At 64.5% G+C, this 25,036-nt stretch carries 23 protein-coding genes and 1 pseudogene; 12 read left to right on the top strand and 12 right to left on the bottom strand.

Going from position 1 to position 25,036, the window contains the following annotated elements:
• Window positions 1–251: 251 nt before the first annotated feature.
• Window positions 252–1,532, top strand: coding sequence for an amidohydrolase (locus AC2W7L_RS17130; protein WP_486005409.1), 1,281 nt, complete (start codon window positions 252–254; stop codon window positions 1,530–1,532).
• Window positions 1,529–3,448 (top strand): threonine/serine exporter family protein, encoded by a 1,920-nt coding sequence (locus AC2W7L_RS17125; RefSeq protein ID WP_486005408.1) that lies wholly within the window; start codon window positions 1,529–1,531, stop codon window positions 3,446–3,448. The genes AC2W7L_RS17130 and AC2W7L_RS17125 overlap by 4 nt, the downstream gene beginning before the upstream one ends.
• 107 nt (window positions 3,449–3,555) lie before the next feature.
• Here AC2W7L_RS17125 and AC2W7L_RS17120 read toward each other — a convergent pair whose 3' ends face one another.
• Complete coding sequence (locus AC2W7L_RS17120; RefSeq protein WP_486005407.1) at window positions 3,556–4,257, bottom strand: uracil-DNA glycosylase; 702 nt, start codon at window positions 4,255–4,257, stop codon at window positions 3,556–3,558.
• Window positions 4,258–4,721: 464 nt separating this feature from the next.
• Here AC2W7L_RS17120 and AC2W7L_RS17115 point away from each other — a divergent pair, with 464 nt between their 5' ends.
• The 6 genes from AC2W7L_RS17115 (at window position 4,722) to AC2W7L_RS17090 (ending at window position 10,841) form a co-directional block, all read left to right on the top strand.
• Window positions 4,722–6,188: an aldehyde dehydrogenase family protein gene (locus AC2W7L_RS17115; protein ID WP_486005406.1), complete on the top strand. Its 1,467-nt coding sequence runs from the start codon at window positions 4,722–4,724 to the stop codon at window positions 6,186–6,188.
• Window positions 6,189–6,424: 236 nt separating this feature from the next.
• Window positions 6,425–6,691, top strand: a complete 267-nt coding sequence (locus AC2W7L_RS17110) for a DUF3263 domain-containing protein (RefSeq protein WP_025780444.1) — start codon at window positions 6,425–6,427, stop codon at window positions 6,689–6,691.
• Window positions 6,692–6,693: 2 nt separating this feature from the next.
• On the top strand, window positions 6,694–7,254 hold the full coding sequence (locus tag AC2W7L_RS17105; protein ID WP_486005405.1) for a LytR C-terminal domain-containing protein: 561 nt from the start codon (window positions 6,694–6,696) through the stop codon (window positions 7,252–7,254).
• Window positions 7,255–7,655: 401 nt separating this feature from the next.
• Window positions 7,656–7,859: a cold-shock protein gene (locus tag AC2W7L_RS17100; protein WP_025780447.1), complete on the top strand. Its 204-nt coding sequence runs from the start codon at window positions 7,656–7,658 to the stop codon at window positions 7,857–7,859.
• Between the two features lie 779 nt (window positions 7,860–8,638).
• The gene (gene groL, locus AC2W7L_RS17095; RefSeq protein WP_062241323.1) at window positions 8,639–10,282 is read left to right on the top strand and encodes a chaperonin GroEL; all 1,644 of its coding nucleotides are present in this window, start codon (window positions 8,639–8,641) and stop codon (window positions 10,280–10,282) included.
• A gap of 175 nt (window positions 10,283–10,457) precedes the next feature.
• Window positions 10,458–10,841, top strand: a complete 384-nt coding sequence (locus AC2W7L_RS17090; RefSeq protein ID WP_062241324.1) for a nuclear transport factor 2-like protein — start codon at window positions 10,458–10,460, stop codon at window positions 10,839–10,841.
• Here the strand turns inward: AC2W7L_RS17090 and AC2W7L_RS17085 are convergent.
• Window positions 10,789–11,643 carry a DUF1707 SHOCT-like domain-containing protein gene (locus tag AC2W7L_RS17085; protein WP_486005404.1) on the bottom strand — a complete coding sequence of 285 codons (855 nt, stop codon included), beginning with the start codon at window positions 11,641–11,643 and terminating at the stop codon, window positions 10,789–10,791. The two genes, AC2W7L_RS17090 and AC2W7L_RS17085, sit on opposite strands and share 53 nt — an antisense overlap.
• Window positions 11,644–11,719: 76 nt before the next feature.
• On the opposite strand from AC2W7L_RS17085, the gene AC2W7L_RS17080 reads away from it, so the two are divergent.
• The 3 genes from AC2W7L_RS17080 (at window position 11,720) to AC2W7L_RS17070 (ending at window position 13,663) form a co-directional block, all read left to right on the top strand.
• The gene (locus AC2W7L_RS17080) at window positions 11,720–12,469 is read left to right on the top strand and encodes a TSUP family transporter (RefSeq protein ID WP_486005403.1); all 750 of its coding nucleotides are present in this window, start codon (window positions 11,720–11,722) and stop codon (window positions 12,467–12,469) included.
• A 157-nt stretch (window positions 12,470–12,626) separates the two neighbouring features.
• The gene (locus AC2W7L_RS17075; RefSeq protein WP_486005402.1) at window positions 12,627–13,445 is read left to right on the top strand and encodes a hypothetical protein; all 819 of its coding nucleotides are present in this window, start codon (window positions 12,627–12,629) and stop codon (window positions 13,443–13,445) included.
• Entirely contained in the window at window positions 13,445–13,663 is a 219-nt protein-coding gene (locus AC2W7L_RS17070) for an RNA-binding S4 domain-containing protein (protein ID WP_486005401.1), read from the top strand. The genes AC2W7L_RS17075 and AC2W7L_RS17070 overlap by 1 nt, the downstream gene beginning before the upstream one ends.
• A gap of 160 nt (window positions 13,664–13,823) precedes the next feature.
• Here the strand turns inward: AC2W7L_RS17070 and pspAB are convergent, their stop codons facing one another.
• The 10 genes and pseudogenes from pspAB to AC2W7L_RS17020 all read right to left on the bottom strand — a co-directional run bounded on the left by pspAB (window position 13,824) and on the right by AC2W7L_RS17020 (window position 23,772).
• On the bottom strand, window positions 13,824–14,423 hold the full coding sequence (pspAB, locus tag AC2W7L_RS17065) for a PspA-associated protein PspAB (protein WP_486005400.1): 600 nt from the start codon (window positions 14,421–14,423) through the stop codon (window positions 13,824–13,826).
• 46 nt (window positions 14,424–14,469) lie between these two features.
• Window positions 14,470–15,381, bottom strand: coding sequence for a zinc metalloprotease HtpX (htpX, locus tag AC2W7L_RS17060; RefSeq protein WP_167199082.1), 912 nt, complete (start codon window positions 15,379–15,381; stop codon window positions 14,470–14,472).
• Window positions 15,382–15,459: 78 nt separating this feature from the next.
• Window positions 15,460–15,744, bottom strand: a complete 285-nt coding sequence (pspAA, locus tag AC2W7L_RS17055; protein ID WP_167199079.1) for a PspA-associated protein PspAA — start codon at window positions 15,742–15,744, stop codon at window positions 15,460–15,462.
• On the bottom strand, window positions 15,741–16,490 hold the full coding sequence (locus AC2W7L_RS17050) for a PspA/IM30 family protein (RefSeq protein WP_092010926.1): 750 nt from the start codon (window positions 16,488–16,490) through the stop codon (window positions 15,741–15,743). The genes pspAA and AC2W7L_RS17050 overlap by 4 nt, the downstream gene beginning before the upstream one ends.
• Before the next feature lie 222 nt (window positions 16,491–16,712).
• A complete protein-coding gene (locus AC2W7L_RS17045; protein WP_486005399.1) occupies window positions 16,713–17,000 on the bottom strand; it encodes a WXG100 family type VII secretion target in 288 nt (95 codons plus the stop codon).
• Between the two features lie 181 nt (window positions 17,001–17,181).
• Window positions 17,182–18,819 carry a S1C family serine protease gene (locus tag AC2W7L_RS17040; protein ID WP_486005398.1) on the bottom strand — a complete coding sequence of 546 codons (1,638 nt, stop codon included), beginning with the start codon at window positions 18,817–18,819 and terminating at the stop codon, window positions 17,182–17,184.
• A 452-nt stretch (window positions 18,820–19,271) separates the two neighbouring features.
• Entirely contained in the window at window positions 19,272–21,344 is a 2,073-nt protein-coding gene (locus tag AC2W7L_RS17035) for a HAMP domain-containing sensor histidine kinase (protein WP_486005397.1), read from the bottom strand.
• Between the two features lie 30 nt (window positions 21,345–21,374).
• A pseudogene (locus AC2W7L_RS17030) lies at window positions 21,375–22,132 on the bottom strand (response regulator transcription factor).
• 284 nt (window positions 22,133–22,416) lie between these two features.
• A complete protein-coding gene (locus AC2W7L_RS17025; RefSeq protein WP_486005396.1) occupies window positions 22,417–23,193 on the bottom strand; it encodes a hypothetical protein in 777 nt (258 codons plus the stop codon).
• A 15-nt stretch (window positions 23,194–23,208) separates the two neighbouring features.
• Window positions 23,209–23,772 carry a CGNR zinc finger domain-containing protein gene (locus tag AC2W7L_RS17020; protein WP_486005395.1) on the bottom strand — a complete coding sequence of 188 codons (564 nt, stop codon included), beginning with the start codon at window positions 23,770–23,772 and terminating at the stop codon, window positions 23,209–23,211.
• Window positions 23,773–24,034: 262 nt separating this feature from the next.
• Between AC2W7L_RS17020 and AC2W7L_RS17015 the strand changes: the two genes are divergently transcribed.
• Entirely contained in the window at window positions 24,035–24,997 is a 963-nt protein-coding gene (locus tag AC2W7L_RS17015) for an EamA family transporter (protein ID WP_486005394.1), read from the top strand.
• The last annotated feature ends 39 nt before the right edge of the window (window positions 24,998–25,036 follow it).

Genomic DNA, 25,036 nt, shown 5'->3' with positions numbered 1-25,036 from the left:
TCCCAGACTATACGCCGAGCCTGACACGGCCACCTCCGCCCCAGAACTACCGTCGACGCGCCCAGCTCAGCTCGCACGTAGCTTGCGCGTCGCAGGTAGTAATTGGGGAGGGGAAGAGGGGAGAATCCGCCCCGCCGCAGGCTCTTCGCCAACGCGTCGAACAGTCCTGTGGTCACTGAGCGGAAACATCGAGTGGCGTAGACTCGACACCGCAGCCAGACGTCGTCGCCGACCCCCTCGCTAGGAGCAGAATGTATCGGTCAGTTCCGGTCCCCGCAGCCACAGATTTCGTCATCACGAATGCGCGGATCGTGCCCGTGGCCGATGCGTCCGGCAACCGCGCCGAGGCGATCGAATCGGGCACGCTGACCGTCAGGGACGGCCGCATCACCGAGGTGGCCCCCGGAGCTGTCGACGCCTCTTCCCTCCCAGCGGACACCGAGGTCATCGATGCCGGCGGACGCTGGGTCCTGCCCGGTTTCATCGAAGCCCACGGCCACCTCGGCGTGCATGAGGACGGCGAAGGCTGGTCCGGTGACGATACGAATGAGATGACCGATCCCAATGGGGCGGGCCTGCGCGCGCTCGACAGCATCGACCCTGCCGATCTCGGATTCAAGGATGCGCTGCGTGGGGGAGTCACCTCGGCGCTCATCAAACCCGGATCCGGCAACCCCATCGGCGGTCGCACCGCCTTCCTCAAGACCTGGGGACGGATCGTCGACGAGATGCTCGTGACGCAGGATCTGTCCGTGAAATCCGCGCTCGGCGAGAACCCGAAACGCGTGTACGGGGAGAAGAAGGTCACCCCGTCGACGAGGATGGGTACCGTCAAGATCATCCGCGACGCCTTCGTCGAAGCACGGAACTACCAGGCCAAACGCGCCCAAGCCGAAGCCGAGGGAACCCCGTTCGACCGGGATCTGGTCAAGGAGACCCTGGCCGACGTCCTCGACGGCAAGCTCGCGTGGGATCAGCACTGCCACCGCGCCGACGACATCGCCACCGCCATCCGCCTGTCCGAGGAATTCGGATACCGCCTCGTCATCAATCACGGGACCGAAGGCCACAAGATCGCCGACTACATCGCCGCCAAGGGCATCGACGTCATCCTCGGACCCCTGATGACCACCCGGTCGAAGGTCGAGCTGCGCGACCGCACCCTGGCCACTGCGGCCTCCCTCGCCGAGGCGGGAGTGCGCATCGCGCTGACCACCGACCATCCGGTCATCCCGATCAACTTCCTCATCCACGAAGCCTCCCTGGCCGTGAAGGAGGGGCTCGACCCGGTCGTCGCCATCGAAGCGCTGACGATCAACCCCGCCGCGATCTTCGGCCTCGACGACCGCCTCGGCTCCCTGGCCGTGGGCCGCGACGCCGATATCGTCATCTGGTCGGGCGATCCGCTCGATCTCAACTCTCGCGCCGAGACCGTCTTCGTCTCCGGCCGTCGCGTCTTCGACTTCGACGCCGCCTCAGGAACCGCGCACATCGCCGACCCGCTCGGCCCGACACTCATCAGCGAGCCGTGAGCGACAGAGAACTCGAAGACGCCACCACCGCCGAGGTTCGGGTCGAGAATCCGACCGAGCCGGGCCCCGTCCGCGGTTCGTCCCCGGGGCCGGTCGAGGGCGGCAATCCGGAGGCCGGATCCCAGGCTCTGCGCGAACTGCTCGAGCGCACTCGCCTGCAGCGACTGGCCGAACTGCGCGAATCCTCACCCGAACCCCAACCGGAGGACGTTGCGAAGGCCGCGGCGGCGAAGGCGGCGAAGCCCGAACGCGGCGGACGGTCGAAGGCTCGCACCGATCACCGCGGTGCGTCTCAGCGCATCGCCCAGAGGGTCGCCCGGCGCACCGTCGGCAAACTCGTCTCGGGCACGACGGAGAACACCCAGCCGGTGCCGATCGTCACCGCGCTCAAAGGCACCCCGTACCAGGCGCCAGTGCAGGCGAAGGAGCCGAGCGAAGACGAAGCCCGGATGGTCCTCGACCTCGCCGCCGATATCGCGGCGATGATGATGCGTGCCGGTGCCGGCACCAGCGATGTCGAGGTCTCCGTCATCGCCGCGTGCACCGCGTGCGGTCTGGCCACCGTCGAGGTCGATCTGACCTCGAACACTCTTGTCGTGCACTATTCGACCTCGGACGGACGTCTGCTGACGGTGATGCGGGTCAACCGCGGAGAGTCCACGCATTTTGCGAAGCTCGCCTCGGTGCACAAGCTCGTCACCGACCTCGTCGACGGACGTCTGGAATTCCACGAGGCACGCAGTCGTCTCGACGCGATACGCACGCAGCGGCGGCCGTTCCCCGAATGGTTCACCACCGGAGCCTGGGGCTTCATGGTCGGTGCCCTCGTCCTGCTGCTCGGCGGAGGGCCGATTGCAGTGCCCTTGGGCATCACGATGGCGATCGTCGTCTTCCAGCTCGGCAAGCTGCTCGGGCGCACCCACCTGCCGTCGTTCTTCATCACGGCGCTGCAGGCCGCCTCGGCGACGCTCATCGCCACCATCGCCGGCGACGTCGGTATCATCGCCTCACCGCAGTATCTCGTGGCTGCCGGAATCGTTCTGCTGCTGCCGACACAGTCGCTGTATTCGGCGGTTCAGGATGCGCTGACGAACTTCCCGCTGACCGCGGCAGGGCGGGTGGTCGGGGTGTTCATGACTCTGGCCGGCATCGTCTCCGGAATCGCACTGGGCATCGTGTGCGGTCAAGCCATCGGGCTCGGCCATATCGAAGTCCTCGTGCCGAAGACGAGCCCGCATGTGGTCACGGCGATCCTGTCGATGGTCGCGGCGGCCGTGGTGTCGATGTCCGGTGCCGTGGCCATGTCGGCCAGGCGCCGGTTCATCTTGCCAGCGGCGCTCGTCGGCCTTGCTTCGCACATTACGATGATGTCGCTGACGCTGTTGGACGTCGACAATGTGCTAGCCAGTCTGCTGGCGGCCACCGTCACCGGTTTCCTGTCGCGGCCGCTGGCGCTGCGGCTGGGAGCTCCGGCGATCGTGCTTATGATTCCCGGCATCTACACCCTTCTGCAGGGACTGTCGATCTTCACCGCTGTCTATCAGATCGCGTCGGAATCGGAGAACGTCTCCTTCGCTGTGGGTCTGTCCTCGCTGTTCACCGCGATACTGGCGAATGCGGCTCTCGCCGTCGGGGCTGTGCTCGGCAGCTATCTGGCGCTGCCGCTGAAGAACCTCAAGAGCCAGAACTTCAAGAGCCAGAGCTCTGCCGAGGAGAAGGTCGAGGAGGTGCGCAGCGGCGAGACCTCGACCGCAGTCATCGATTCGGTGCAGCCCAGCGGGGCGAAGACTCAGTCGAGTGGACCCGGAGGGGCGGGAGCCCAGGCGGGCGGTTCCAGCGGATCGGGAGCCGCTTCGAGTGGACTCGGCGGATCAGGAGCCGCAGACGCGACCGAGACCGGCCCTATTCAGACCTGATCTGAGCTCAGTCCGGATCCGGGCTCACCCTTGATCCGGACTCAGATCGGACCCGGGCTCACCCTTGATCCGGGCTCAGGCGCGATCTGGCAGGGCTTGAGCCGAGTTCAGACCTGATCCGGCAGGGCCCAATCGATCGGGTCGATGCCCTTCTGGGCGAGCAATTCATTCGTGCGCGAGAACGGTCGGGAACCGAAGAATCCCCGCCGTGCTGACAGAGGTGAGGGATGCGCGGATTCGATGATGGCCACCTCGGCGGTTCCTGATGTCAGCAGGGGAGCGAGATTCCGGGCGTCGCGGCCCCAGAGGATCGCGACAAGCGGCTGATCGCGTTCGATCAGCGCGGTGATCGCCCGTTCCGTGATCTCCTCCCAGCCTTTGCCACGGTGGGATGCGGGTTCGCCGGGGGAGACGGTCAGCGCCCGGTTGAGCAGCATGACTCCCTGGCGTGACCAGGCACGCAGGTCTCCGTGCGGGGCCGGCGGAATGCCGAGGTCGGACTCGAGCTCCTTATAGATGTTGCCCAGCGACCGCGGCAGGGGACGGACATCGGGGTCGACGGCGAATGACAGGCCGATGGCGTGGCCGGGCGTCGGGTAGGGGTCCTGACCGACGATGAGGACCTTGACCTCGGACAGCGGTTCGGCGAAGGCGCGGAAGACGAAGTCCCCGGAGGGCAGGTAGGCACGACCGGCGGCGATCTCTTCGCGGAGGAAGTCGCCCATCGAATGGATGCGCTCCTCCACTCCGACCAGCGCGTTCGCCCAATCGGGGGACATGATCTCGGTCAGCGGAGGCGTCGACGTCATGGGCACGAGTTTAGCGATGCTCGGCGGACGAGGTCGTACTGGGACAGTGGTGTCAGCTTCCAAGGAATGGGCGGCGCAGGAACGGCGGTGCTGTCGCCAGCGGAGGGGAAGCGGGGGCGGGAAGCCACCACGGACATGATTGTTGGGTCATCCACGCTGGTTTCCTCACTGAAATCACCGTGGATCGACCCAACAATCCGCCATCCACCGCGCAGACGCGGGAAGGGCGAGCGTTGCGAACCTCGGCGCCACCCCGGCCAGCGTAGACGAAAACGTCGGCACCACTTCGAGGGAGGCGGTCGAAAACGTCGGCACCGCCTCGGCGGGGGTGGGAATCGACCTGCGCGCATGTGCACCGAGCGCAGATCGGGTGTGCGCGATCGCCTACCGAACCGGTGTATTGCGCGTCACTGCCAAGCGTTATGCTCGGCCTAAGGAGTTCATCGTTGAACGAAAGGACCGAAATGTCGGAATTCCCAGAGGCCAAGAACTGGAAGATGCTCATCGGCGGTCAGTGGGTCGACGCCGCTGACGGCGACACCACCGATGTCATCACCCCGATCGACCGCAACGTCGTCATCGCCAAGGTGCCCAACGGCAAAGAGGACGACGCCGACCGCGCCGTCAAAGCCGCACGGAAGGCCTTCCCCGAGTGGGCGGCCCTTCCGTTCAAGGAACGCCAGAAGAAGCTTCTGGCCTGTGCCGATGCGCTCGAAGCCGCCTCGGAGGAGCTCGCTCAGCTGACCGCTCTCGACACCGGCAACGCGATCCGCACCCAGGCTCGCCCGGAGACGATGATCCTGGCCGACCTGTTCCGCTACATGGGCGGCGTCGCCGGTGAGGTCAAGGGCAACACCCTGCCCGCCGGAGACAAGCAGCTCCAGTACACCAAGCGCGTGCCCCTGGGCGTCGTCGCCGGCATCCTGCCGTGGAACTCGCCGCTGATGATCGCCGCCTTCAAGACCCCCGCCGCGATCGCCGCCGGCAACACGATCGTCCTCAAATGCGCCGAGGATGCACCGCTGACCATCCTCAAGATGGCCGAGATCATCGCCGACATCCTCCCTGCAGGCGTGCTCAACGTCGTCACCGGCAAGGGCTCGGTCATCGGTGAGGCCCTCAACGTCCACCCCGACGTCGACAAGGTCTCATTCACCGGATCGACGAGCGTCGGCCGTCACGTCGCCGAGCTGGCCGGTGGTCGACTCGCGCATTCGTCGATGGAGCTCGGCGGCAAGTCCCCGAACATTATCTTCCCGGACTCGAACGACGACGACACCCTCGAGCAGGTCCTGCTGTCGACCCGCTTCGCCCGCCAGGGTCAGTCGTGCACCATGGGTTCGCGCCTGTTCCTCCACGAGGACATCTACGACGACTTCCTGTCCAAGCTCGTAGACGCGGTGTCGAAGATGAAGGTCGGCGATCCCCGGGATGAGTCCACCGACATCGGCTGCATCATCAACCAGAAGCAGTACGACCAGGTCGCCAGCTACATCGAGATGGGCAAGTCGATGGACGGCGTCGAGATCGCCTATGACGGCTTCGATTCGCTGGAAGTCGGCGAACCCGGCTTCTACCATGCGCCCGTGATCTTCTCGAAGGCGAAGAACGACTGGCAGACGAGCCGTGAAGAGATCTTCGGGCCCGTCCTCTCGGTCATCCCGTGGAAGGACATCGACGAGGTCGTCGACATGGCCAACGACTCCGACTTCGGTCTCGCGGCCTTCGTCTTCACCAAGGACGTCGACGCGGCCCTGACCATGGCCAACCGGATCGAATCCGGCTGGGTTCAGGTCAACCAGGGCGGCGGCCAGTTGGCCGGCCAGTCCTACGGCGGCATGAAGACCTCAGGCTTCGGGCGAGAGGCATCGCTGGAAGGCATGCTCGAAGGGTTCACCCAGATCAAGCAGGTCAACATCCGCATCCGCTGATCCGATCCGCGAGGTCGGGTCACTCGGTTCGCCGAGGCGGCCCCACCTCGGCGATATTCGTTCCCTTCACCCCGTCGACACGGCCACCGAATCAGTGCCGCGCGGCGGGGTGAGGCGGTTGGTTGGGGAGGATCGGGGAGCGACCTCACATCCGCAGCGGCGCGCCGGAAATTTCGGTACCGCCGATCGGGCGATAATATAGAAGCACAGATACCTCTCGAAGGAGCACAACCTCTATGCCGCCGAATGACGACACCTCAGAACTGAGCGAGCTCGAGGTGGCCGTTTTGGAGTTCGAGCGGCGGTGGTGGAAGTACGGAGGCGCCAAGGACCACGCGATCCGTGAGCGCTTCGACATGTCGGCCACCAGCTACTTCCAGATCCTCAACTCGCTTCTTGACAACCCTGCAGCTCTGGCCAGCGATCCCATGCTGGTCAAGCGCCTTCGCCGAATCCGCAGCACGCGGCAGAGCGAGCGCGCCCAAGCCCGCGTCTCGAGGTAGACATGACCGACGAATTCGACGAGATCGAGCCCGGCCGGCGCAGCGGTGCCCATCGACAGGAATCCGCGGCATCGTCGAACATCGGTGCCATCTCACTGGTCATCATTCTCGCGCTGGTCGCGGTCCTGCTGGTCGTGGCCGCCATCAACATCATCTTCTCCTCGATGGGCAACCCCGAATCGAAGATCGCCGATCCGCCGGCCTCCGAATCGGCATCGGCCGAACCCTCGCCGAGTGAGAGCGAAGTCAGCGTCGCCGACGACTCGATCACCGTCGACGTTCTCAACGGCTCGGGAGTCTCCGGCGCTGCGAAGAAGTTCTCTGAAGCTGTCGAAGAGAAGGGCTGGAAGCTCGGCCAGGTCGGCAACTACTCGACGGACCTCTCCGACTCGACCGTGTACTACGACGGCGAAGAGAACGCTTCGCAGGCGAAGCTCGTCGCCAAGTCACTGGGAGTCTCGGCCACGGAAGCCTCTTCCGACTTCGAAGCCGACATCACCGTCGTCATCTGTTCGGACATCGCCGATCGCGGGCCGGAGTCGAGTGACGGCGGTTCGGACTGATCCGCAGCGATTCGGTCGTGCCGCAGTGCGATTGAGTCGGGGGATCGGTTCGGTTGCGGTCGGGATCTTCGACGGCGGGCATCCTCGGCGAATTTCTGACCGAACGGTCTGATTTGATTCGCAGCGATCCCCGCTGTGAACAGGGCAGAAACCCTTAGATAACGAATCTATAACAGTGCTGGACCGCTCTAGTCGGGGTGCGCGCCTGCGGTAGAGTTGCAACAGCTAGGCAAGCACAGCACCTTGTGTTCTATTCGTGCTTCACCGAGATAGTTCTCTAGAGGTCAATGAGAGAAGTCGCGGGGTCAGTTGAGTTTTACTAGCTTCCGTATCTCGGGTGAGGTCATCTGATCGCGGCCGAGATGCGGGATTTCAATGGCACTGCACTGTATGGAGAAGTAATGGCACAAGGTACCGTCAAGTGGTTCAACGCTGAAAAGGGCTATGGATTCATCACCCTCGAAGGCGACAACCAGGACGTGTTCGTTCACTGGAGCGCAATCCAGATGGACGGCTACCGCTCTCTCGAAGAGGGCCAGCAGGTTCAGTTCGAAGTTGGAGAAGGACAAAAGGGTCCTCAGGCGGAGTCCGTCACCCTCCTCTGAGACTGGCTGCTGTCAGCACAGTTTTCTGATCCGCTGCGGCGGGTCGTCGGAATGGCCTTCGGGCGACCGGCACCAACCGCACGGGGAAAGCGCCGAGCAGGCAACTGCTCGGCGCTTTTCAGTGCCTGCGTGGTCGCAGCAACCCGCGTTTTGGTGCACATTGTTTCGAGCTGCACACGTTCTTCTGTGTGTCTTTCAGAACGAGGTGCACCAAAAGTTGAAGATTTGGTGCTGAGAGGGTGCGGGCTCACTCGAGCTGCGCCCGTAGGTACGAACTTCGAATCGGCCCAGTTTGAGTTGAATAGCACGTGTTTGAAACAGGGCTGTTCACCCTAAACCGTGCCGATTGCGACCGCGACGTGGGTGTTTGACTGTGCCACTTCGCCCGCGCGTTGATTCCGGCGTCTGTCGACCCGCACGCGGCCGTCGCAAGTGGGCCTGCTCCGGCCCGCTCGAACCTGCGAGCGTCAACTGACCCGGCGTGCTTCACCGTCGGCAGACGTTTCGCGCTGGGCCGAACTGCCCCTGCGCCGTGACCGTGCGGCGAGAAATCGCGGAACGCGGCCCTCCGCACCCGTCATGGCGGGCCACAAATATTTGCACTCGCATGGGGAGAGTGCTAAATCTAGTACTGGTGAAAACCGATGGGTTCCCACCAGTCGTCTCGAGAGCGTGGTCCATATGTGGAATGGAACATGCGGACACACTCTCTGCCGTCGCGGGCGTTGATGACTGCTCTGGAATCCCACTCCACTCCATCAGGGAGGATCTAAGCCACTATGGCAAAGATGATTGCATTCGACGAAGAAGCTCGTCGAGGACTCGAAGCTGGCCTCAACCAGCTTGCGGACGCGGTCAAGGTGACCCTTGGACCCCGCGGTCGCAATGTCGTGCTCGAAAAGCAGTGGGGCGCACCGACCATCACCAACGATGGCGTCTCCATTGCCAAGGAGATCGAACTCGAGGACCCCTACGAGAAGATCGGCGCCGAGCTCGTCAAGGAAGTCGCCAAGAAGACTGACGACGTCGCAGGCGACGGAACCACCACCGCTACCGTGCTCGCACAGGCTCTCGTCCGCGAAGGCCTGCGCAACGTGGCAGCCGGTGCTGATCCGCTCAGCCTCAAGCGCGGCATCGAGAAGGCCGTTGAGGCCGTCACGAACGTCCTGCTGAAAAACGCCATCGACATCGAGACCAAGGAACAGATCGCCGCTACCGCTGGCATCTCCGCCGGAGATCCCGCGATCGGTGAACTGATCGCCGAGGCCATCGACAAGGTCGGCAAGGAAGGCGTCGTCACCGTCGAGGAGTCCAACACCTTCGGACTCGAGCTCGAACTGACCGAGGGTATGCGCTTCGACAAGGGCTACATCTCCGGTTACTTCGTCACCGACACCGATCGTCAGGAAGCTGTCCTTGAGGATCCCTACATCCTCATCGTCAACTCCAAGATCTCGAACGTGAAGGACCTGCTGCCCGTCCTCGAGAAGGTCCAGCAGTCCAACAAGCCGCTGTTCATCATCGCCGAAGACGTCGAGGGCGAAGCCCTGGCCGTCCTGGTGCTGAACAAGCTCAAGGGCACCTTCAAGTCCGTGGCTGTCAAGGCTCCGGGCTTCGGTGACCGTCGCAAGGCTCAGCTCGCCGACATCGCCATCCTCACCGGTGGCCAGGTCGTGTCCGAGGAAGTCGGGCTCAAGCTCGACAGCGTGACCACCGACCTGCTGGGCACCGCCCGCAAGGTCGTCATCACCAAGGACGAGACCACCATCGTCGAGGGCGCGGGAGACGCCGAGGAGATCGCCGGACGGGTCGCTCAGATCCGTGCCGAGATCGAGAACTCGGACTCCGACTACGACCGTGAGAAGCTGCAGGAACGTCTGGCCAAGCTGGCCGGCGGTGTTGCAGTCATCAAGGCAGGAGCCGCCACCGAGGTTGAGCTCAAGGAAACCAAGCACCGCATCGAAGATGCCGTACGCAACGCCAAGGCTGCTGTGGAAGAGGGAATCGTCGCCGGTGGCGGCGTCTCGCTCATCCAGGCGGGCAAGGCCGCATTCGCCGACCTCGCACTCGAGGGAGACGAGGCCACCGGTGCCAACATCGTCAAGGTTGCCATCGAAGCCCCGCTGAAGCAGATCGCCACGAACGCCGGCCTCGAAGCCGGTGTGGTTGCCGACAAGGTCGCCAACCTCGAAGCCGGATTCGGTCTCAACGCCGCAACCGGTGAGTACGAGGACCTGCTGGCCGCCGGCATCAACGACCCGGTCAAGGTGACCCGCTCTGCTCTGCAGAACGCCGCCTCGATCGCCGGTCTGTTCCTCACCACCGAGTCGGTCGTCGCCGACAAGCCCGAAAAGGCCGCCGCAGGTGCAGACGCAGCTGCCGGCATGGACGGCATGGGTGGAATGGGCGGCATGGGCTTCTGATAGCCCCCGCTCGTCCGATCGGCCGTGCCGGTGCCCGCAGGGTGCCGGCACGGCCGTTTTCATGCCCGACAGTCCGGGGCAGCCGTATCCGATTCTTCTTCCAGAAGCACCCACCTTCGCCGAGGAGACCCACCGACCCGTTGTCCCGCCGCCTCCGCCCGCCTAGGCTGACGGTATGACTTTCACCGGCACCGATGCTTGCGGAAACAGTCCGAAGAACGTCTTCGTCGCGACGTTCGAAGAGAATCTCTTCAACGGGGACAAAGAGGCCCTCGCCGAGGTGATCGCCGACGACTGCGTCCTCCAGCTCGTTCACCCCTCCGACGTCGAGACCCACACCGGGCGGGAGGCCGTCGTCGAAGCGCTGCTGAAACTGTCCGCTCATTCGCCGGAGGTCGGCCACCTCGAAGCGGCGATCACTCACGGCAAGGCCGCGGCGGCGTGGGGCTACTGGCAATCCGAGGCCGACGGTGACGACCTGCGACACTTCTCGCACACCATGTGGTTCACCACTCACAAAGCCCAGGACTTCGGACAGATCCGAATCTTCCAGGTCTGAGGCTCAGCAGCACCTCCCGGACGCGGAGCGTGCCCTCAGTCCCAGGGATTGTCGCGGTTATGACGTCGGTGCGACGGCGCCGGTCCCGTTCCTCCCGGCGTGAGATCTGACCGGGCGAGTAGGGCGGGTGGGACGGATGCGGCGGCTGCAGCCCCGTACCGAAGTCGGCTTCGTAATCTCGCTCGGGAGTCTCACCCTGTTCGATTTGCCGTTGAGCCTCGGCATCGCCGAGGTGGGCCCGGGCTCGACGCGTGAGCTCCTTCTTCCGATTGCGGATGATCTCGTCCTTATGCGCGATGCGCCCCAAACCGCCGAGCAGCATAGGCACGATGACGAAGATCGGCCAGAAGAAGATGAACTGGCCAGACGCGACCGACGAGAACGCCCAGATCGCCAGCACGATCCCGACCGGGCCCGCGACTGCGCCGAGCAACGACCGGCGCACCCGATCCTTGTAGTACTTCTGCGCCGCGGCATCGATCTGCTCCGGCGTGATCGGCACCCGATCCTCCTCGAGGCGGGCCAACGCCTGTGCGCGCCCCGCATCATCGAGCTGGCTGGGTTCGGTCTCTGCAGGATCAGTGAGGACGAGGTCCTCGATCAGTACTGGGACTTCACCGAGCGTTTTGATCTTCGCGGCAGCCTCGGTGCGTTCATCGAACTCCTCCACGTCGAGCTGACCGAGGGCGTAAGCCTCCGAGAGGACATCACTGACGACCGCGCGATCGGCATCAGAGGCCCGGACCTGCCCATACGAGCGCGGATCTGCGCTGAACCGCGACCAGAGGGGACTGGCGTTCATGGTGAATACTCTAACCCCGCCGTCAGCGGTGAGACTGAGGATCAGCCGGGAATCGGACTCGACTAAACTCGGCCGGGTGGAACCCGTCGTCGTGCTCATCCTCTTCGCAGTGTTCCTCGGTGCATTGTCCCAACGCGTCACCGGGATGGGATTCGGCCTGGTCAGCGGCCCCTTCCTCGTCCTCCTCCTCGACCCGTTCAGCGGAGTCATCCTCGTCAACATCTGCGGAATCGTCGCCTCATTCTCCGTCTTCGTCCGCACCTTCGCCGAGGTGGAATGGCCGCCGTTCCGACATCTTGCCTTGGGTGCCGTGATCGGCACAATTCCCGGAGCGCTGCTCTCGTCGGCGCTGCCCACCGCACCGCTGCAGATCCTCATCGGCGTCCTCATCGTCGTCTCCCTCATCAGCTCACTGACCTTGGGGAAGCTGGGGCGGACGATCCCCGCGAACCTCGGCACACGGCTGACGGCCGGACTCTTCTCCGGGGCGATGTCGGCCGCGGCTGGAGCTGGGGGTCCGGCGGTGAGCGCCTACGCTGTGCTGACGAATTGGGAGCAGCGGTCGTTCGCAGCCACCCTACAGCCGTTCCTCGTCGTCGGGACCGCCTCGGCGGTGGTGATGAAGGTGATCATCGACGGAGGGACCTGGCCGCATCTGGATGTCGGGGTCTGGATCGGGCTCGGAATCGTCCTCGTGGCGGGGCTCGCCGGTGGTGACTGGCTCGCCCGTCATATCGATGTGGCGATCGCGCGGATCGGGATGCTCGTCCTCGCCTTCGGCGGCGGAATCGCGGCCTTGGTCAAAGGCCTCCAGGCTCTCGTCTGAGGCGGTCGCTCACGGGGAGAGTGACGGTCTCGCCTGACCTCTGCACACCGGCCATCGGCGGCCGAGGACTGAGCGGATGTGGGGCACAGGCTCAGACGCCTGTCAGTTTCATCGGGCATACTGTTCGAGGACAAAGCTAGCCTGGGAGGCATGGATCGTGACTGAAGTATTTCTGTTGCTGCTCGTAGTTCTCGGGGCCGTTTTCTTCATCGGCCACCGCAAGGAGAAGAAGCGGCAGCGGGAATTGCACGCCGCTGAACTTCAGCAGGTGAAGAAGACCGCTGAAGAAGACGTCACCTCATTCGGCGAAGAAGTCGCCGAACTCGACGTCATTACTGCGGGAGTCGACCTCGATACGGGCGGAGCGCAGGACTACAAGCAGGCGCTCGACTCGTACGACGTTGCCAAGGAGACGCTCGAAAAGGTCTCCGAACCCACTGACATCCGACACGTCACCGAGGCGCTCGAAGACGGCCGCTACGCCGCAAAATGCGTTCGCGCCCGAGTCGAAGGCAAACCCCTGCCGGTGCGTCGTCCGCCCTGCTTCTTCAACCCCCAGCACGGTCCCTCGGTCGAAGACATCGACTGGGCCCCGGCCGGCGGTCAGCTTCGCCCGGTGCCCGTGTGCGCCGCCGACGCCGAGCGCGTCGCTGTCGGTGCCGATCCGCTGGTGCGCAAGGTCGTCACCGGTGACGGACACACCCGCCGCGCCTACTGGGAGGCCGGACCGGCCTACGCCGAATACAACCGCGGCTACTTCAACTCCTATGCAGGTTCCGGCCTGTTGCCCGGCGTCCTCATGGGCGCCATGATGTTCGGCGGAATGGGCGGCGGCTGGGACGGCGCCTACGGAGGCGACATGGGCGACGCCGGTGGAGACGCAGGCGGAGACATGGGCGGCGACGGCGGTGGCTTCTTCGGAGGCGACGGCGGTGACGGCGGCGGCCTGTTCGACGGATTCGGAGACATGTTCTGATGGACACGATCGAGATCCGCGGCGAGTCGATCAGACTCGGTCAGCTGCTCAAACTGCACGGCATCGCCGAACACGGTGCCATGGCCAAGGACATGATCGCCGACGGTGAGGTCAGCGTCAACGGCGAGGTCGAGACCCGTCGAGGCGCCACGATCCGTCCCGGCGACCGCATCGAAGCCCTCGGCGAAGTCATCGAGGTGACTGCCGAGGACGGCTGATCGTGACTGCCGAGGAAGACTGATCCGGTCTCGACCGAAGCGAACGCGAACAGATAGTGGAGGGCGTCCCGCGGGACGCCCTCCACTCGTCTGTCTGCCTATCCTTCTGTCAGGACGGGTACACGCCTTCGGGCTGGCCCACCCTTCGGGCCAGGTGCGCCTACTGCAGCTCGGGAGCGCCCGGGGTGTCATTCATACCCGGGGCGTCCCACAGAGCCGACCAGTTCGACGTATCCTCTTCGAACGGCAGCTCATTGGAGAGCACGCCCTTGACTTGGATCTCCAGGGGGTTGTCCCGCTGCTTCGGTGCCGACTGCACGAACGGATAGAAGGTTCCGCGCTTGTACTGGTAGACCAATGCCATCCGACGTCCATCGGGGTGGACGAAGTACACGGTCGTGCACAGCAGCATGGTGTCGAATCCCTGATTGACCAGCGCCGAGTTCACGGCATGGATGTTCGTGACGAGGTTGACCACCTCGGCGTTCTCATCGGCCACGACCTGCCACGTGAACCCGAAGCCGTCGTTCTCCTGCCTCACCGAGGCGGCCGGGTCGGAGCCGATGAGGGCGACGCTTTCGGACTCAGCAGTTTGGAATGCGGCTCCCTCGACCTGGCGGAAGGCGACGGCCCCGACGCCTGTGGGCGTGAAGCCGGTAGCGGCCTGCAGCGTCAGTGCCGCCGGTGGCAGGGCGAAGAGGTCGTCGAGGTTGGCCCGTTTCGGTTTGGACCGGCCGAGCAGTGCGTCGAAGAATCCCATTGAGCTCCTAATTCGGTGGTGCGCAGTTCAAGCGTGTGGCGGATGCTCACTCGGGGCGGGAGAGCTGGGCGGAGATCTTCGCCAGCTGCTCCAGGCGCTTCTCGAGTGAGGGGTGGGTGGAGAAGAGCTGGCCGAATGCGGCCTTTCCGCTGATGGCGGGGATGAGAGCCAGGTGGTTCGCCGAGGCGGACGACCGCAGGTCCTTCTCCGGGATCTTGGCCATGTCCCCGCTCAGCTTCGTCAGTGCCGATGCCAGGGTCGACGGCGCACCGGTGAGGATGGCTGCGGCACGGTCGGCGGCAAGCTCACGATACCGTGAGAGGGCGCGGATGAGGACGAACGAGAGCCCGTAGACGACGGCTCCGACGAGGATGAACAGCAGCTGGATCGGGATGCCGTTGTTATTGTTGTTCGACCGTCCGAAGCTCATGTAGTACCCGGCGCGCATCATCAGTGCGGCGACGACACCGGTGACACCGGCGACGGTCATCACGGTCACGTCGCGGTGGGCCACGTGGGAGAGCTCGTGGGCGAGCACGACCTCGACTTCATCACGATCGAGCTTCTCGAGCAGACCACGGGTCACGCACACCACCGAGCGTTCGGGGGAGCGGCCGGTGGCGAAGGCATTGGGGATGGAAGAATTCGAGACGGCCACGCGGGGCTTCGTCGAATCGGCCAGCTGGCAGAGTCGGTCGACGATCGTATGCAGCTCCGGAGCCTCCTCGGGGGAGACCTCCCTACCGCCCATCGCGCGCATGGCGATCTTGTCGGAGAAGTACCACTGGAAGAAGAACGCGCCGGCACTGATGAGGACGGCGACGATGACGCCGCCGACGCTCTGGCCGACGATCCACCAGATCGCGAGGATGAGCACGACATAGATCAGGCCGTTGAGGAAGATCGTCCATCCCATCCGCATGGTCAGTCCGTTGTCTCTGACGAAGCGATTCTTCATCGTGGTTCCTCTCTGGCAGTGGCAGAACCGCCCACTGTCGAAGACAATGGGCCGGGTGCATTTTGGTGCTCTGTGGTTTCAGGCCGGATCCGGGATGAAGCCCTCGCCGGTGAGCAGTTCGGCGATCTCGGCCAAGGTGGCGTCGACGAAGGGGATGACGACATCGGAGGATCCGAGGTAGTCATCGGCAACCGGCTGCCCGTTGGCCGTGACGTAGTCGTGGAGGGCACTCAGCGCGGTGCGGGCGGCTTCCTCATTGCCCGCATTGACGGCATCCTCAACCTGGTTGTCGTACTTCTGGAGCAGGTTCTGGTCGACGTTCAGAACGTCGAACTGCCCTTCGCCCATGATGCGGATGATCATTGCTTATCCTCACCTTCGAGCGACTTCTGGTCCTGCTTCTCGGAACCGGCAGGCAGGGACTCACGCATCCGCTGAAGTTCCATCTCCACGTCGTTCTCGCTGGAGAGGGAATCGAGCTGAGCGGTGATGTCGTCCTTCTGGGTACCCGTGACATCGTCGAGAGCACCGGAAGCGAGGAGCTCATCGACGGCACCGGCGCGGGCCTGCAGCGAGGCGGTCTTGTCCTCGGCACGCTGGACGGCGAGCCCGACGTCGCCGAGCTCTTCCGAGATGCCCGAGAACGCTTCGCCGATCTTGGTCTGCGCGTCGGCGGCATTGTACGTGGCCTTGAGGGTCTCCTTCTTAGTGCGGAAGGCGTCGACCTTTGCCTGCAGGCGCTGCGAGGCGAGAGTGAGCTTCTGCTCCTCACCCTGCAGTCCTTCGTGCTGAGTCTGCAGATCGGTGATCTGCTGGGTCAGGCCGGACTTGCGGGTCAGAGCCTCACGGGCGAGGTCCTCGCGGCCGATCTGCATGGCCTTCTCGGCCTGACCGGAGAGCTTGTTCTGCTGCTGCTCGAGCTGGTTGATCTGCAGCTCGAGGCGTTTGCGGCTGGTGGCGACATCGGCAACACCGCGGCGGACCTTCTGCAGCAGTTCAAGCTGCTTCTGGTACGAATAGTCAAGGGTTTCGTTGGGGTTCTCGGCCTTGTCCAGAGCTTTGTTGGCCTTGGCACCGAAGATCGTCGCGATCCGTTGGAAGATACTCATCCGTAGTCGACTCCTGCATTGGTTTGACCCGACGCTGCCAACCCGATCCACTCCGGTCCGGAGATTCTTGGCCAACACCGCCGCGAACTATCGCTCTCAAGTCTACTGAGAAAGGCTGATAGTTTGCCAGACGCCGACTACGAGTACGAACAGATCCCGGCTGCGGTATCTCGGGATCCGCAGCCGGAGTCTGTGACACTTGGCGGGTGGGACTCGGTCGGTTCAGGGAGCGAAGAGGCGCGAGTTCGCTGCTTCGACTTCGGAGTACTGCCGGGCGGCTGTGTGGAGCGCACCGTGGACGGAGTCGAGCGATTCCATGAGCTGCTTCTGGGCACGCTCCCACTGGTTGACCACGGCCTGGAAGTTCTGTGACGCACTGCCGCGCCAGCATTCTTGGAGAGCGAGCAGATTGCGCGTCATCGTGTCGGATTCGGACGTGAGGTTGCGGGAGGTGTTGGCGGCGGCGGTGGCAGCAGATTGGACACGTTCGGCGTCGACTTCGAAACTCATCATCACTCCTTGTGGTCAGAGACGTTCCGCCACGGTCGGGCGAGACGAGATCAGTGTCGACGGTCAAGGATGGTGAGCGGAAGAGCACGGAAAGAGGGTGTGGACAGCGTTCGGCTGTCCACACCCTCCAGGTGGCTGAGTCGCGGCAACGTCCCCAGGCTCTGACGCGTGAGTCGCGGATCTACTGCAGTACGAGCGTGACGTCGAGCTTCTGTTCTTTCCCGCCGCGGACCACGGTGACCTCGACCGGAGTGTTCACCGGCTGAGCCCGGACGAGGGCGCGCAGGGCGATGGCGTTGTTGACCTTGGTCCCGGCCACCTCGATGATGTCGTCTCCGTCTTTGATTCCGGCCTTGGCAGCGGGGGATCCGCTGGCCACGGACTGCACCTTGGCGCTGCCGCGGCTGATTCCGCCGCTGTTGATGTGCCCGTCGGTGAGCGTGATCCCGAGGAACGGATGCTGGGCCTTGCCGGAGGAGATGAGCTGGTCGGCGATCATCACGGCCTGGTTCGCGGGGATCGCGAACCCGATGCCGATCGATCCGGACTGTCCTCCCTCGCCCTGACTCAGCGAAGCCGCCGCCGAGTTCACGCCGATGAACTCGCCATCACCGTTGACCAGCGGTCCACCCGAGTTGCCGGGGTTGATCGCCGCATCCGTCTGGATGGCGTTCGTGATCGTCATCTCCTTCTCCTGCGAGGATGCATCCTCGCCGATGTTCTCCGTCGACACCGGGCGGTCGAGCGCGGAGACAATACCGGTGGTCACGGTGTTGGCCAGGCCGAGCGGATTGCCCAGGGCCATCACCGGATCGCCCACGGTCAGCTTCTTCGAATCACCGATGACCAGCGGCTTCACACCGTCGGGCACCTGATCGAGTTTGATGACGGCGATATCGGTCGAGGGGTCGCGGCCGACGATCTTCGCCTCCGTCGTCTCACCGTTCTTCATGGTCACGGCGATCTCGCCGTCGGGGGTGTCCGCCGGAGCGACGACGTGGTTGTTCGTGATGACGTGGCCCTGATCGTCATACAGCGCCCCCGAGCCGAGCCCTTGGACCTGACCGCGCGTGCCGACCTGGATCGACATCACACTGTCCGAGGTCTTCTCTGCGACCTGCGTCCAGTCGGGAGTCTCGATCGTCTCCTCGGCGACCTTGCGCGGCTCCTCATTCTGCAGCGCCGAGAGCGCATAGTTTCCGCCGAACGCGAGAGCCCCACCGAGGAGGGCAGCCACCAGTCCGATCGCGATCGTCGCGCCCCAACCGGGTCCCTTCTTCTCTCGCCGAGGCGGCTGTTGAGCTCCGTACGGACCGAACCCGTCCGGCCCGTACGGTCCACCGGGCCCGCCGGGACCTCCTGGTCCGGGCTGAGAACCGACGGGCGAGAATTCCGAGGAATAGGGCCCCGAACCGGGTGCCGCCGCATAGGCGTTGGAACCGGGTTGCTGGCCGGGCGCGTTCTGCTGTCCCGGATAGCCGGCGGAACCTGTCTGCTGAGAGTGCGATCCGGCGTGATACGCACCGGCACCGGCCGCTGCCGCTCCGGCACCTGCCGCGGCACCGGCTCCGGTGGCCGATGCGCCTTGGCCGTTCTGTCCGTTGGCATTCTGCCCCGGATGCGACTGCGAACCGTTCTGCTGAGTCTGCCCGTACGGGGATGGATGCTGAGGCTGATTCGGCTGGGCGTTCTGCTGACCTGGCTGGTTGCCGAAGGTGTTTTTGGGCGTTCTGGTTTCCTTGATAGCCGGGCTGGCCGCCCGGCTGCTGGCCACCTTGCTGCTGGTTGCCCGGCTGATACGAAGAGGACTGCTGCCCATTCTGCTGATACTGATACGGCGATGGCTGCTGGGGTTGTCCCGATTGGCCGCCCGGCTGACCGGGCTGAGCTAGCTGTCCGTCCTGTCGCCCGTTGGCCTGACCGCCGGCTTGACCGCCCTGCTGCCCACCGGACTGGTAGGGGGAGGGCTGCTGGGACGGGGAGCCGCCTCGGTGAGGGGAACCGTCCACAGGGTTCTGCGCGCGAGTCGGCGCAACGTCGGGGCGACGCTCGGGCGGTGCGACCGGTGGACTGACTCGGGCCGGGCCGTTGGACTGAGAGGGGAAGGTGCGCGGAACCTCGGCGCCGGATCCGCGGTAGCCTCCGGCGGAGGGGCCGCGACGTCCCTCGGTGGTAGAAGCTCCGTCCTGATTCGCCGTTGGGTGCGGAGTCTGGTCGTCCGATCGGACCTGCGGGACACCTCATCCGGATTCTGGGAGTCGTTGTTCTCGTTCATCGCTCATCCTTTCGCGTGTCCGCAGTGGTTTCGCCGTTGTCGGAGATGGGCAGGTCGATGCGGAACGTCGCACCGCCTCCCGGAGTTTCGTGGACGGAGATCGCACCATGGTGGTTCTCCACGATCGCCTTGACGATCGACAACCCGAGGCCGGAACCGCCGGTGTCCCTGGTCCGGGACACGTCGAGGCGGTAGAAGCGCTCGAAGATGCGCGGAACCACCTCGGGGTCGATTCCGTCTCCGTGGTCTCTGACCTCGAAGCGGACCCGACCGTTGGGGAATCCGCGCAGAGACTCATCGACCGTGATGGATCCGGCAGCCGTGACATCGGGGACGATGTTCGCCGGCTCTGGGGTCTTGGCCGTGGAGCCGGACTGGGGATCGGTCGCCGGACCGGATTGCGACGGGGTCTGCGAATCGGCCGATGCCTCTGCTTGAGCGCCGGACTGTGATCCTGGCTGGGCTCCGGACCGATCTCCTGATGGGGTCTGCAGCTGCCCGTTGTGCTGCCCGTTCCCCTGCCCCGCGTCCGGGGTGGTCTCCTGGGGTTCCACCTGACGGTCGGGTTGGGTGTCGGCCTGAGCCGCGGACCGGGGGTTCGGCTGGGTGTCGGCTTGGTCGTTTCCGGCAGAGTCGCCTCGGCGGAAGATGCGGACCCCGCCGGTGACGAACCCGCGCTCACGCGGTTTGTCCTTCGCCCCGCTCTTGCCGTTGCGTCCGTTCTGACCGCGGGCGCCGCCCTCACGAATTTCGCCGGTATCAGCGGAATCGGGTTCGACCGACTCGGGCAGACCGACGACGCCGACGGCGAATTCGATCGCGGTGTGCTCGGGAGTGTGGCGCACGGCGTTGCCGGCGAGGTTGACGATGACCTGGCGGATCTTCGACTCGGATCCGCGGATCATCGGCACCGGCTGGGCGTCCTCACCGTCGAGTCCGATGAAGCTGATATCGCGGTCCGGCGCCTGTGCCGCGGCATCGGCAGCGGCGTCTCGGACGACCTTGTGCAGGTCGATCGGACCGATCTCGGCGGCGCGCTGCTCGTCGAGTCGGGCGAGGACGACGAGATCGTCGACGAGGACGCCCATGCGTTTGGCCTCGGACTCCATCCGCTCCATCGCATTGGCAACGTCCTCGGACTTCGTGATCGCGCCCTGTCGGTACAGCTCCGCGTAACCGCGGATCGTGACCAGGGGAGTGCGCAGCTCGTGGGAGGCGTCGGAGACGAACTGGCGGATGCGCTTCTCCGACCGGGTCTGCCCGTCGAAGGAGTCCTCGATGCGTCCGAGCATCGTATTCAGCGCCGCCGACAGACGCCCGAGCTCGGTATTACGCGGATAGCTGGGCACACGTTGGGACAGGTCACCGGCGGCGATGCGGGAAGCGGTCTTCTCGATATCGCGCAGCGGCCGGAACGTGTTGTTGATCGCCCAATAGCCGACTCCGGCGACCATCGCCAGGGCCAGCAGGCCGATGCCGATCATCGTGTTCCGCGCCCGCTCGTTGATGTTGTCGACCTCACGGTCGAACGGCACTGCGATGGACACGAGCACGTCGGTGTTCTGCACCTTCATCGCCCGCGCCCGCCACTGCGAACTCGTTCCAGCGACGGTGAAGGGCTCGCCGCCGCGGGAATAGACTTCCTTCTCATCGATCTTCGGCAGGATCGGATGGTTCTGCGGCTCCGGGGCGACGGGATCGCGGATCGGGTCCCCGTTCGTGTCGTAGAACTGCACATAGAAGCCTCCCGGCAGGAGACTCTTGAGCTGATCCCAGGAATTCGAATCGATCGTCGTCGACGACGGCGCCTCCTCGGCGTCATCGTCCCCCGACTGGAGCTCGGCTGGTTGGAACACATCTTGGTAGGCCTGCTTCGCCAGAGTCTCCGAGGCGCTGATGAGGCGTTCATCGGTGCGCTGGACGAGGCTGTCGCGCAGGTTCTCCAACACCCAAGCGCTCGTCCCCGTGAGGACGAGCAGCATGAGCAGCATCATGATGGCCAGCAGCTTGGTGGTCAGAGACCATTCTTCCCAGAAGCCGGGACGGGAGGGACGGGATTCTATTGCCACGTATGTAATCTATCGCCCTTGCATGGACGACTACTTGGATTCCGGTGTGCGCAGCATGTAGCCGACCCCGCGCTTGGTCTGGATCATCGGCGTCCACTCCATCTCGACGGGGTGGCCAGCGGCATCCGTCTCCGGGGTGACGTCGATCTTGCGGCGCAGGTAGGAGATATAGGACTCGACGATTCCGGTGTCGCCGCCGAAGTCGTACTCCCACACATGGTCGAGGATCTGCGATTTCGACAGGACACGGTTCGTGTTGAGCATGAGGTAGCGCAGCAGCTTGAACTCGGTGGGGGAGAGGTCGATGAGGATGCCGGAGCGACGGACCTCATGGGTGTCGTCGTCGAGTTCGAGGTCGCCCGCCACGATGACGGCGTTCTCCTCGTCCTCGAGGTTGCGGGTGCGGCGGAGGACCGCGCGGATGCGTGCGACGACCTCTTCGAGGCTGAAGGGCTTCGTCACATAGTCGTCGCGCCGACGGTCAGACCGGTGATCTTGTCCGAGGTGTCATCACGGGCGGTGAGGAACACGACAGGGGCGTTCATGCCGATCTGGCGCAGTCGGCGGGTGACGGTGAAGCCGTCCATGTCCGGGAGCATGACGTCGAGGACGAGGAGGTCGATGTCGGTCTGCTCGGCCAGACGCAGCGCCTCGGCGCCGTTGGCGGCGGAGACGACGTCGAAGCCGGCGAAGCGGAGACTGGTGGACAGGAGTTCGCGGATATTGGGCTCATCATCGACAACGAGCAGGGTGGCTTCGATGTCGATGTCGTTCTGTGCTGTAGTCATGAATCCAGTCTGGAGCCCATTTCTGGGAGTGGGCTGGAGGTTGCCTGAATGCGAATGTGACATGCGTCACTGACAGGCTCTCAGGAAAGTCCATTTGGACCCCGGGTCGGGCATTCGTTCTCAGGAAAGAAAGGCCGATTTCAGTGAAATATGCGGCTGCGACCAGTTCGCGTTCAGAAATGCTCGCCGAGGCGGGTCCAGCTATGCGAGGGCGGCTCGACTGTCTTCGCGGTCGCCGAGGCGTGGTGGGTGTTGGTGAGTTCTGCTCAGGTGGTGGGTTCAGCTCAGCGTGGACGCTGCGGGCGAGAGTCGGGAGGCATCGGGTAGATGGTGCGTGGTTGAGGTGCCGAATTCTCCTGGATCTCGCAGGGCGGGCGGATATCGAAGAGCTGTTGGGTAACAGCGAAGCGTCGGACCTTTTCGGGACGACGACGGTCATAGACCACCTGGCCGATGGTTCCCCGCAGTGACGGACTCTGCTGAACGAGGTGACGGGCCCACCGTCCGCGCCCCTTGTCGTCGACGAAATGAACAACGGTCAGGCTCGGACTCCTCGATTGGCCATTTGACCAGTCGTCGATGACGCGGCCTTCGGCCAAACCGATGTGCGGATACGGGGGCCTGCTGAGAATCGGATAGCGAGCCTTGCGGAAGGCGAGCAGGGAGACGGCGATGAGTCCGAGGCCAGCGGTAATCGAAACCACCCACCAGACCGGAGCGGCCTCGGCCATGGCTGGAACGAAGCCGAGGCCGAGCCCGGCACCGGCTCCGAGCGCAGCCAGCTGGTATCGGAAGAATCGGGACAGGCTGCCTCCGGTGCGGATGCGGCCGAGCGCGACGCGTACGAGCAGAAAGCTGACGGCGATGGAGATGGCGGCCACGATTACTGCGAGGGTGCCGAAGAGGAGCTTCTGACCGAGCGGATCTGCGGGACCGATGGGGAGGAAGGCCATCGCTGAGGTGGCGAAGCCCGACGTCATTGTGACCGAAATGGTGATGATGCCTGCAAGGCTGGCGGCGAGCTTGCGTCCGGCGGTGATGCGCAAGGGCTGAAGTGACATGGGTGGCTCCTCGGGTTAGTTGTGGGAGCCGGTGTCGGAGTGGCGGGCGCGGAAGGCCGCGACGTGTGTGCGGGTGGCGCAGCTGCCGGTATCGCAGAAGCGCTTCGAGCGATTGCGGCTGAAGTCGGCGAGGTAGGCGCGGCAGTCCTCGGCGGCACAGCGGCCGAGCCGGTCGAGGTCCCCGGAGCGGATGAGGTCGATGAGGACCAGAGCGACATCGGCGGCCACTCGGTCGGCCAGGCTGGCTTGAGCGCCGGTCGCGTGCAGGTGCCAGTCCCAGTGATCGTGTTTGACCAACTGCGGCACTGACCCCGAGTCGCTCAGTGTGAGATTGATCTCATCGACGACCGCGATCGTCCCCGCTTCGACCTCGTCATCGGTCTCGGCGTCGATGCTCGCATCCAGTGCTGCGGCGAATCTGCGGCGCAGTTCCAGGGTCTCGTCGACGTCGCTTCTGGTGGCGGTCAAAGGTCCGGAGAAGTCGTGCCGCGCCGCGAATTCGCGGAGTTTCGCGGTTGTCGTCAGTTCGTCGCCGCCGTCGGTGACGTCGCCGGAGGTGTTGAGGAGGTCGACGAGCATCGTGAGGTCGCGCGAATGTCGTAGATGAAAGCCATGGTGGATATCATTCTGCCACAGGACGTAAGGACCAAAATGCACTTGACCCATTTCAATCTCAGGGTCGATACTGAAACCGGCAACCGTCGGGCCGCCTCGGCGAGGGGATGATCCGGCACCGCATCATCCGCTCAACGTCGCACTGTCAACTCAACACTGCACCACCACCTCGGGGGCGTCTGTCCTCGTACGCCACTCAACGTTTCACCACATCAGGAGGTCAGGAATGAATCGCACCGCCATCGCAGGGTTCCTGCTCACTCTTGCCTCCGCGTTCTTCTTCGCAGTGTCGGGTCCGATCGCGAAGACGATGTACGCGATCGGATGGACGCCGGGCGCGGTGGTGCTCATCCGCTTGGCCGGCTCCGCGGTCCTGCTGCTCATCCCCACCCTCATCGCCCTGCGCGGACGCTGGGGCGAAGTGCTCACGCACTGGCGCACCGTCGTCACCTACGGCCTGGTCTCGATGGCCGGCGTCCAGGGGTTCTACTTCGTCGCCGTCGAACACCTCACCGTGGCCGTGGCGCTGCTGCTGGAGATGACCGCGCCGATGCTCATCGTCTTCTGGATCTGGGCGCGGACGCGGACCCGGCCGGCGACCGTGACATTCATCGGGGTCGTCGTCTCCATGATCGGGCTCCTGCTCGTGCTCAACCTGCGCGGATCGTCGATCAGCATCTTCGGCGTGGTCATGGCCATGGCTGCCGCGGTCTGCCTGGCCAGCTACTTCCTCGTCTCTGCGAAGGATACGATCACGATCCCACCGGTCGCGCTGACCGGTCTGGGCATGGGCATCGGGGCGCTGGCGATGTCGGCCATCGTGCTCGCCGGCATCATGCCGTGGAACGCGGTGACTGCGGATGTCGACTTCGGAGGGGTGTCGATGTCGTGGGTCGTGCCGATGGCGATGATCGTCGTCTTCACGGTCGGCGCCTACATCACCGGGATCCTCGGTCTGCGCTATGTCGGGGCGACGGTCGGATCGTTCGTCAACCTCGTCGAGGTCCCGTTCTCCGTCATCGTCGCCTGGTTGGTTCTCTTCGAGATGCCTGCCCCGATCCAGCTCTTCGGCGGAGTCTTCATCCTCGGCGGCGTCGGCTTCATCAAATGGGGCGAGTCCCGCCTGGCCCGCCGAGTCGCTCGCCGCGAGGTCGTCGCCAAGTCCGAACCCTCCCTCATCACTACGTAATTACTACCTGACGGCGGCCCAGCAACCTGGCGCCAGGTT

The organism is Brevibacterium sp. LAARM3_SD1 (genome assembly GCF_057364765.1).
This window is presented reverse-complemented; position numbering and strand designations above follow the sequence as displayed.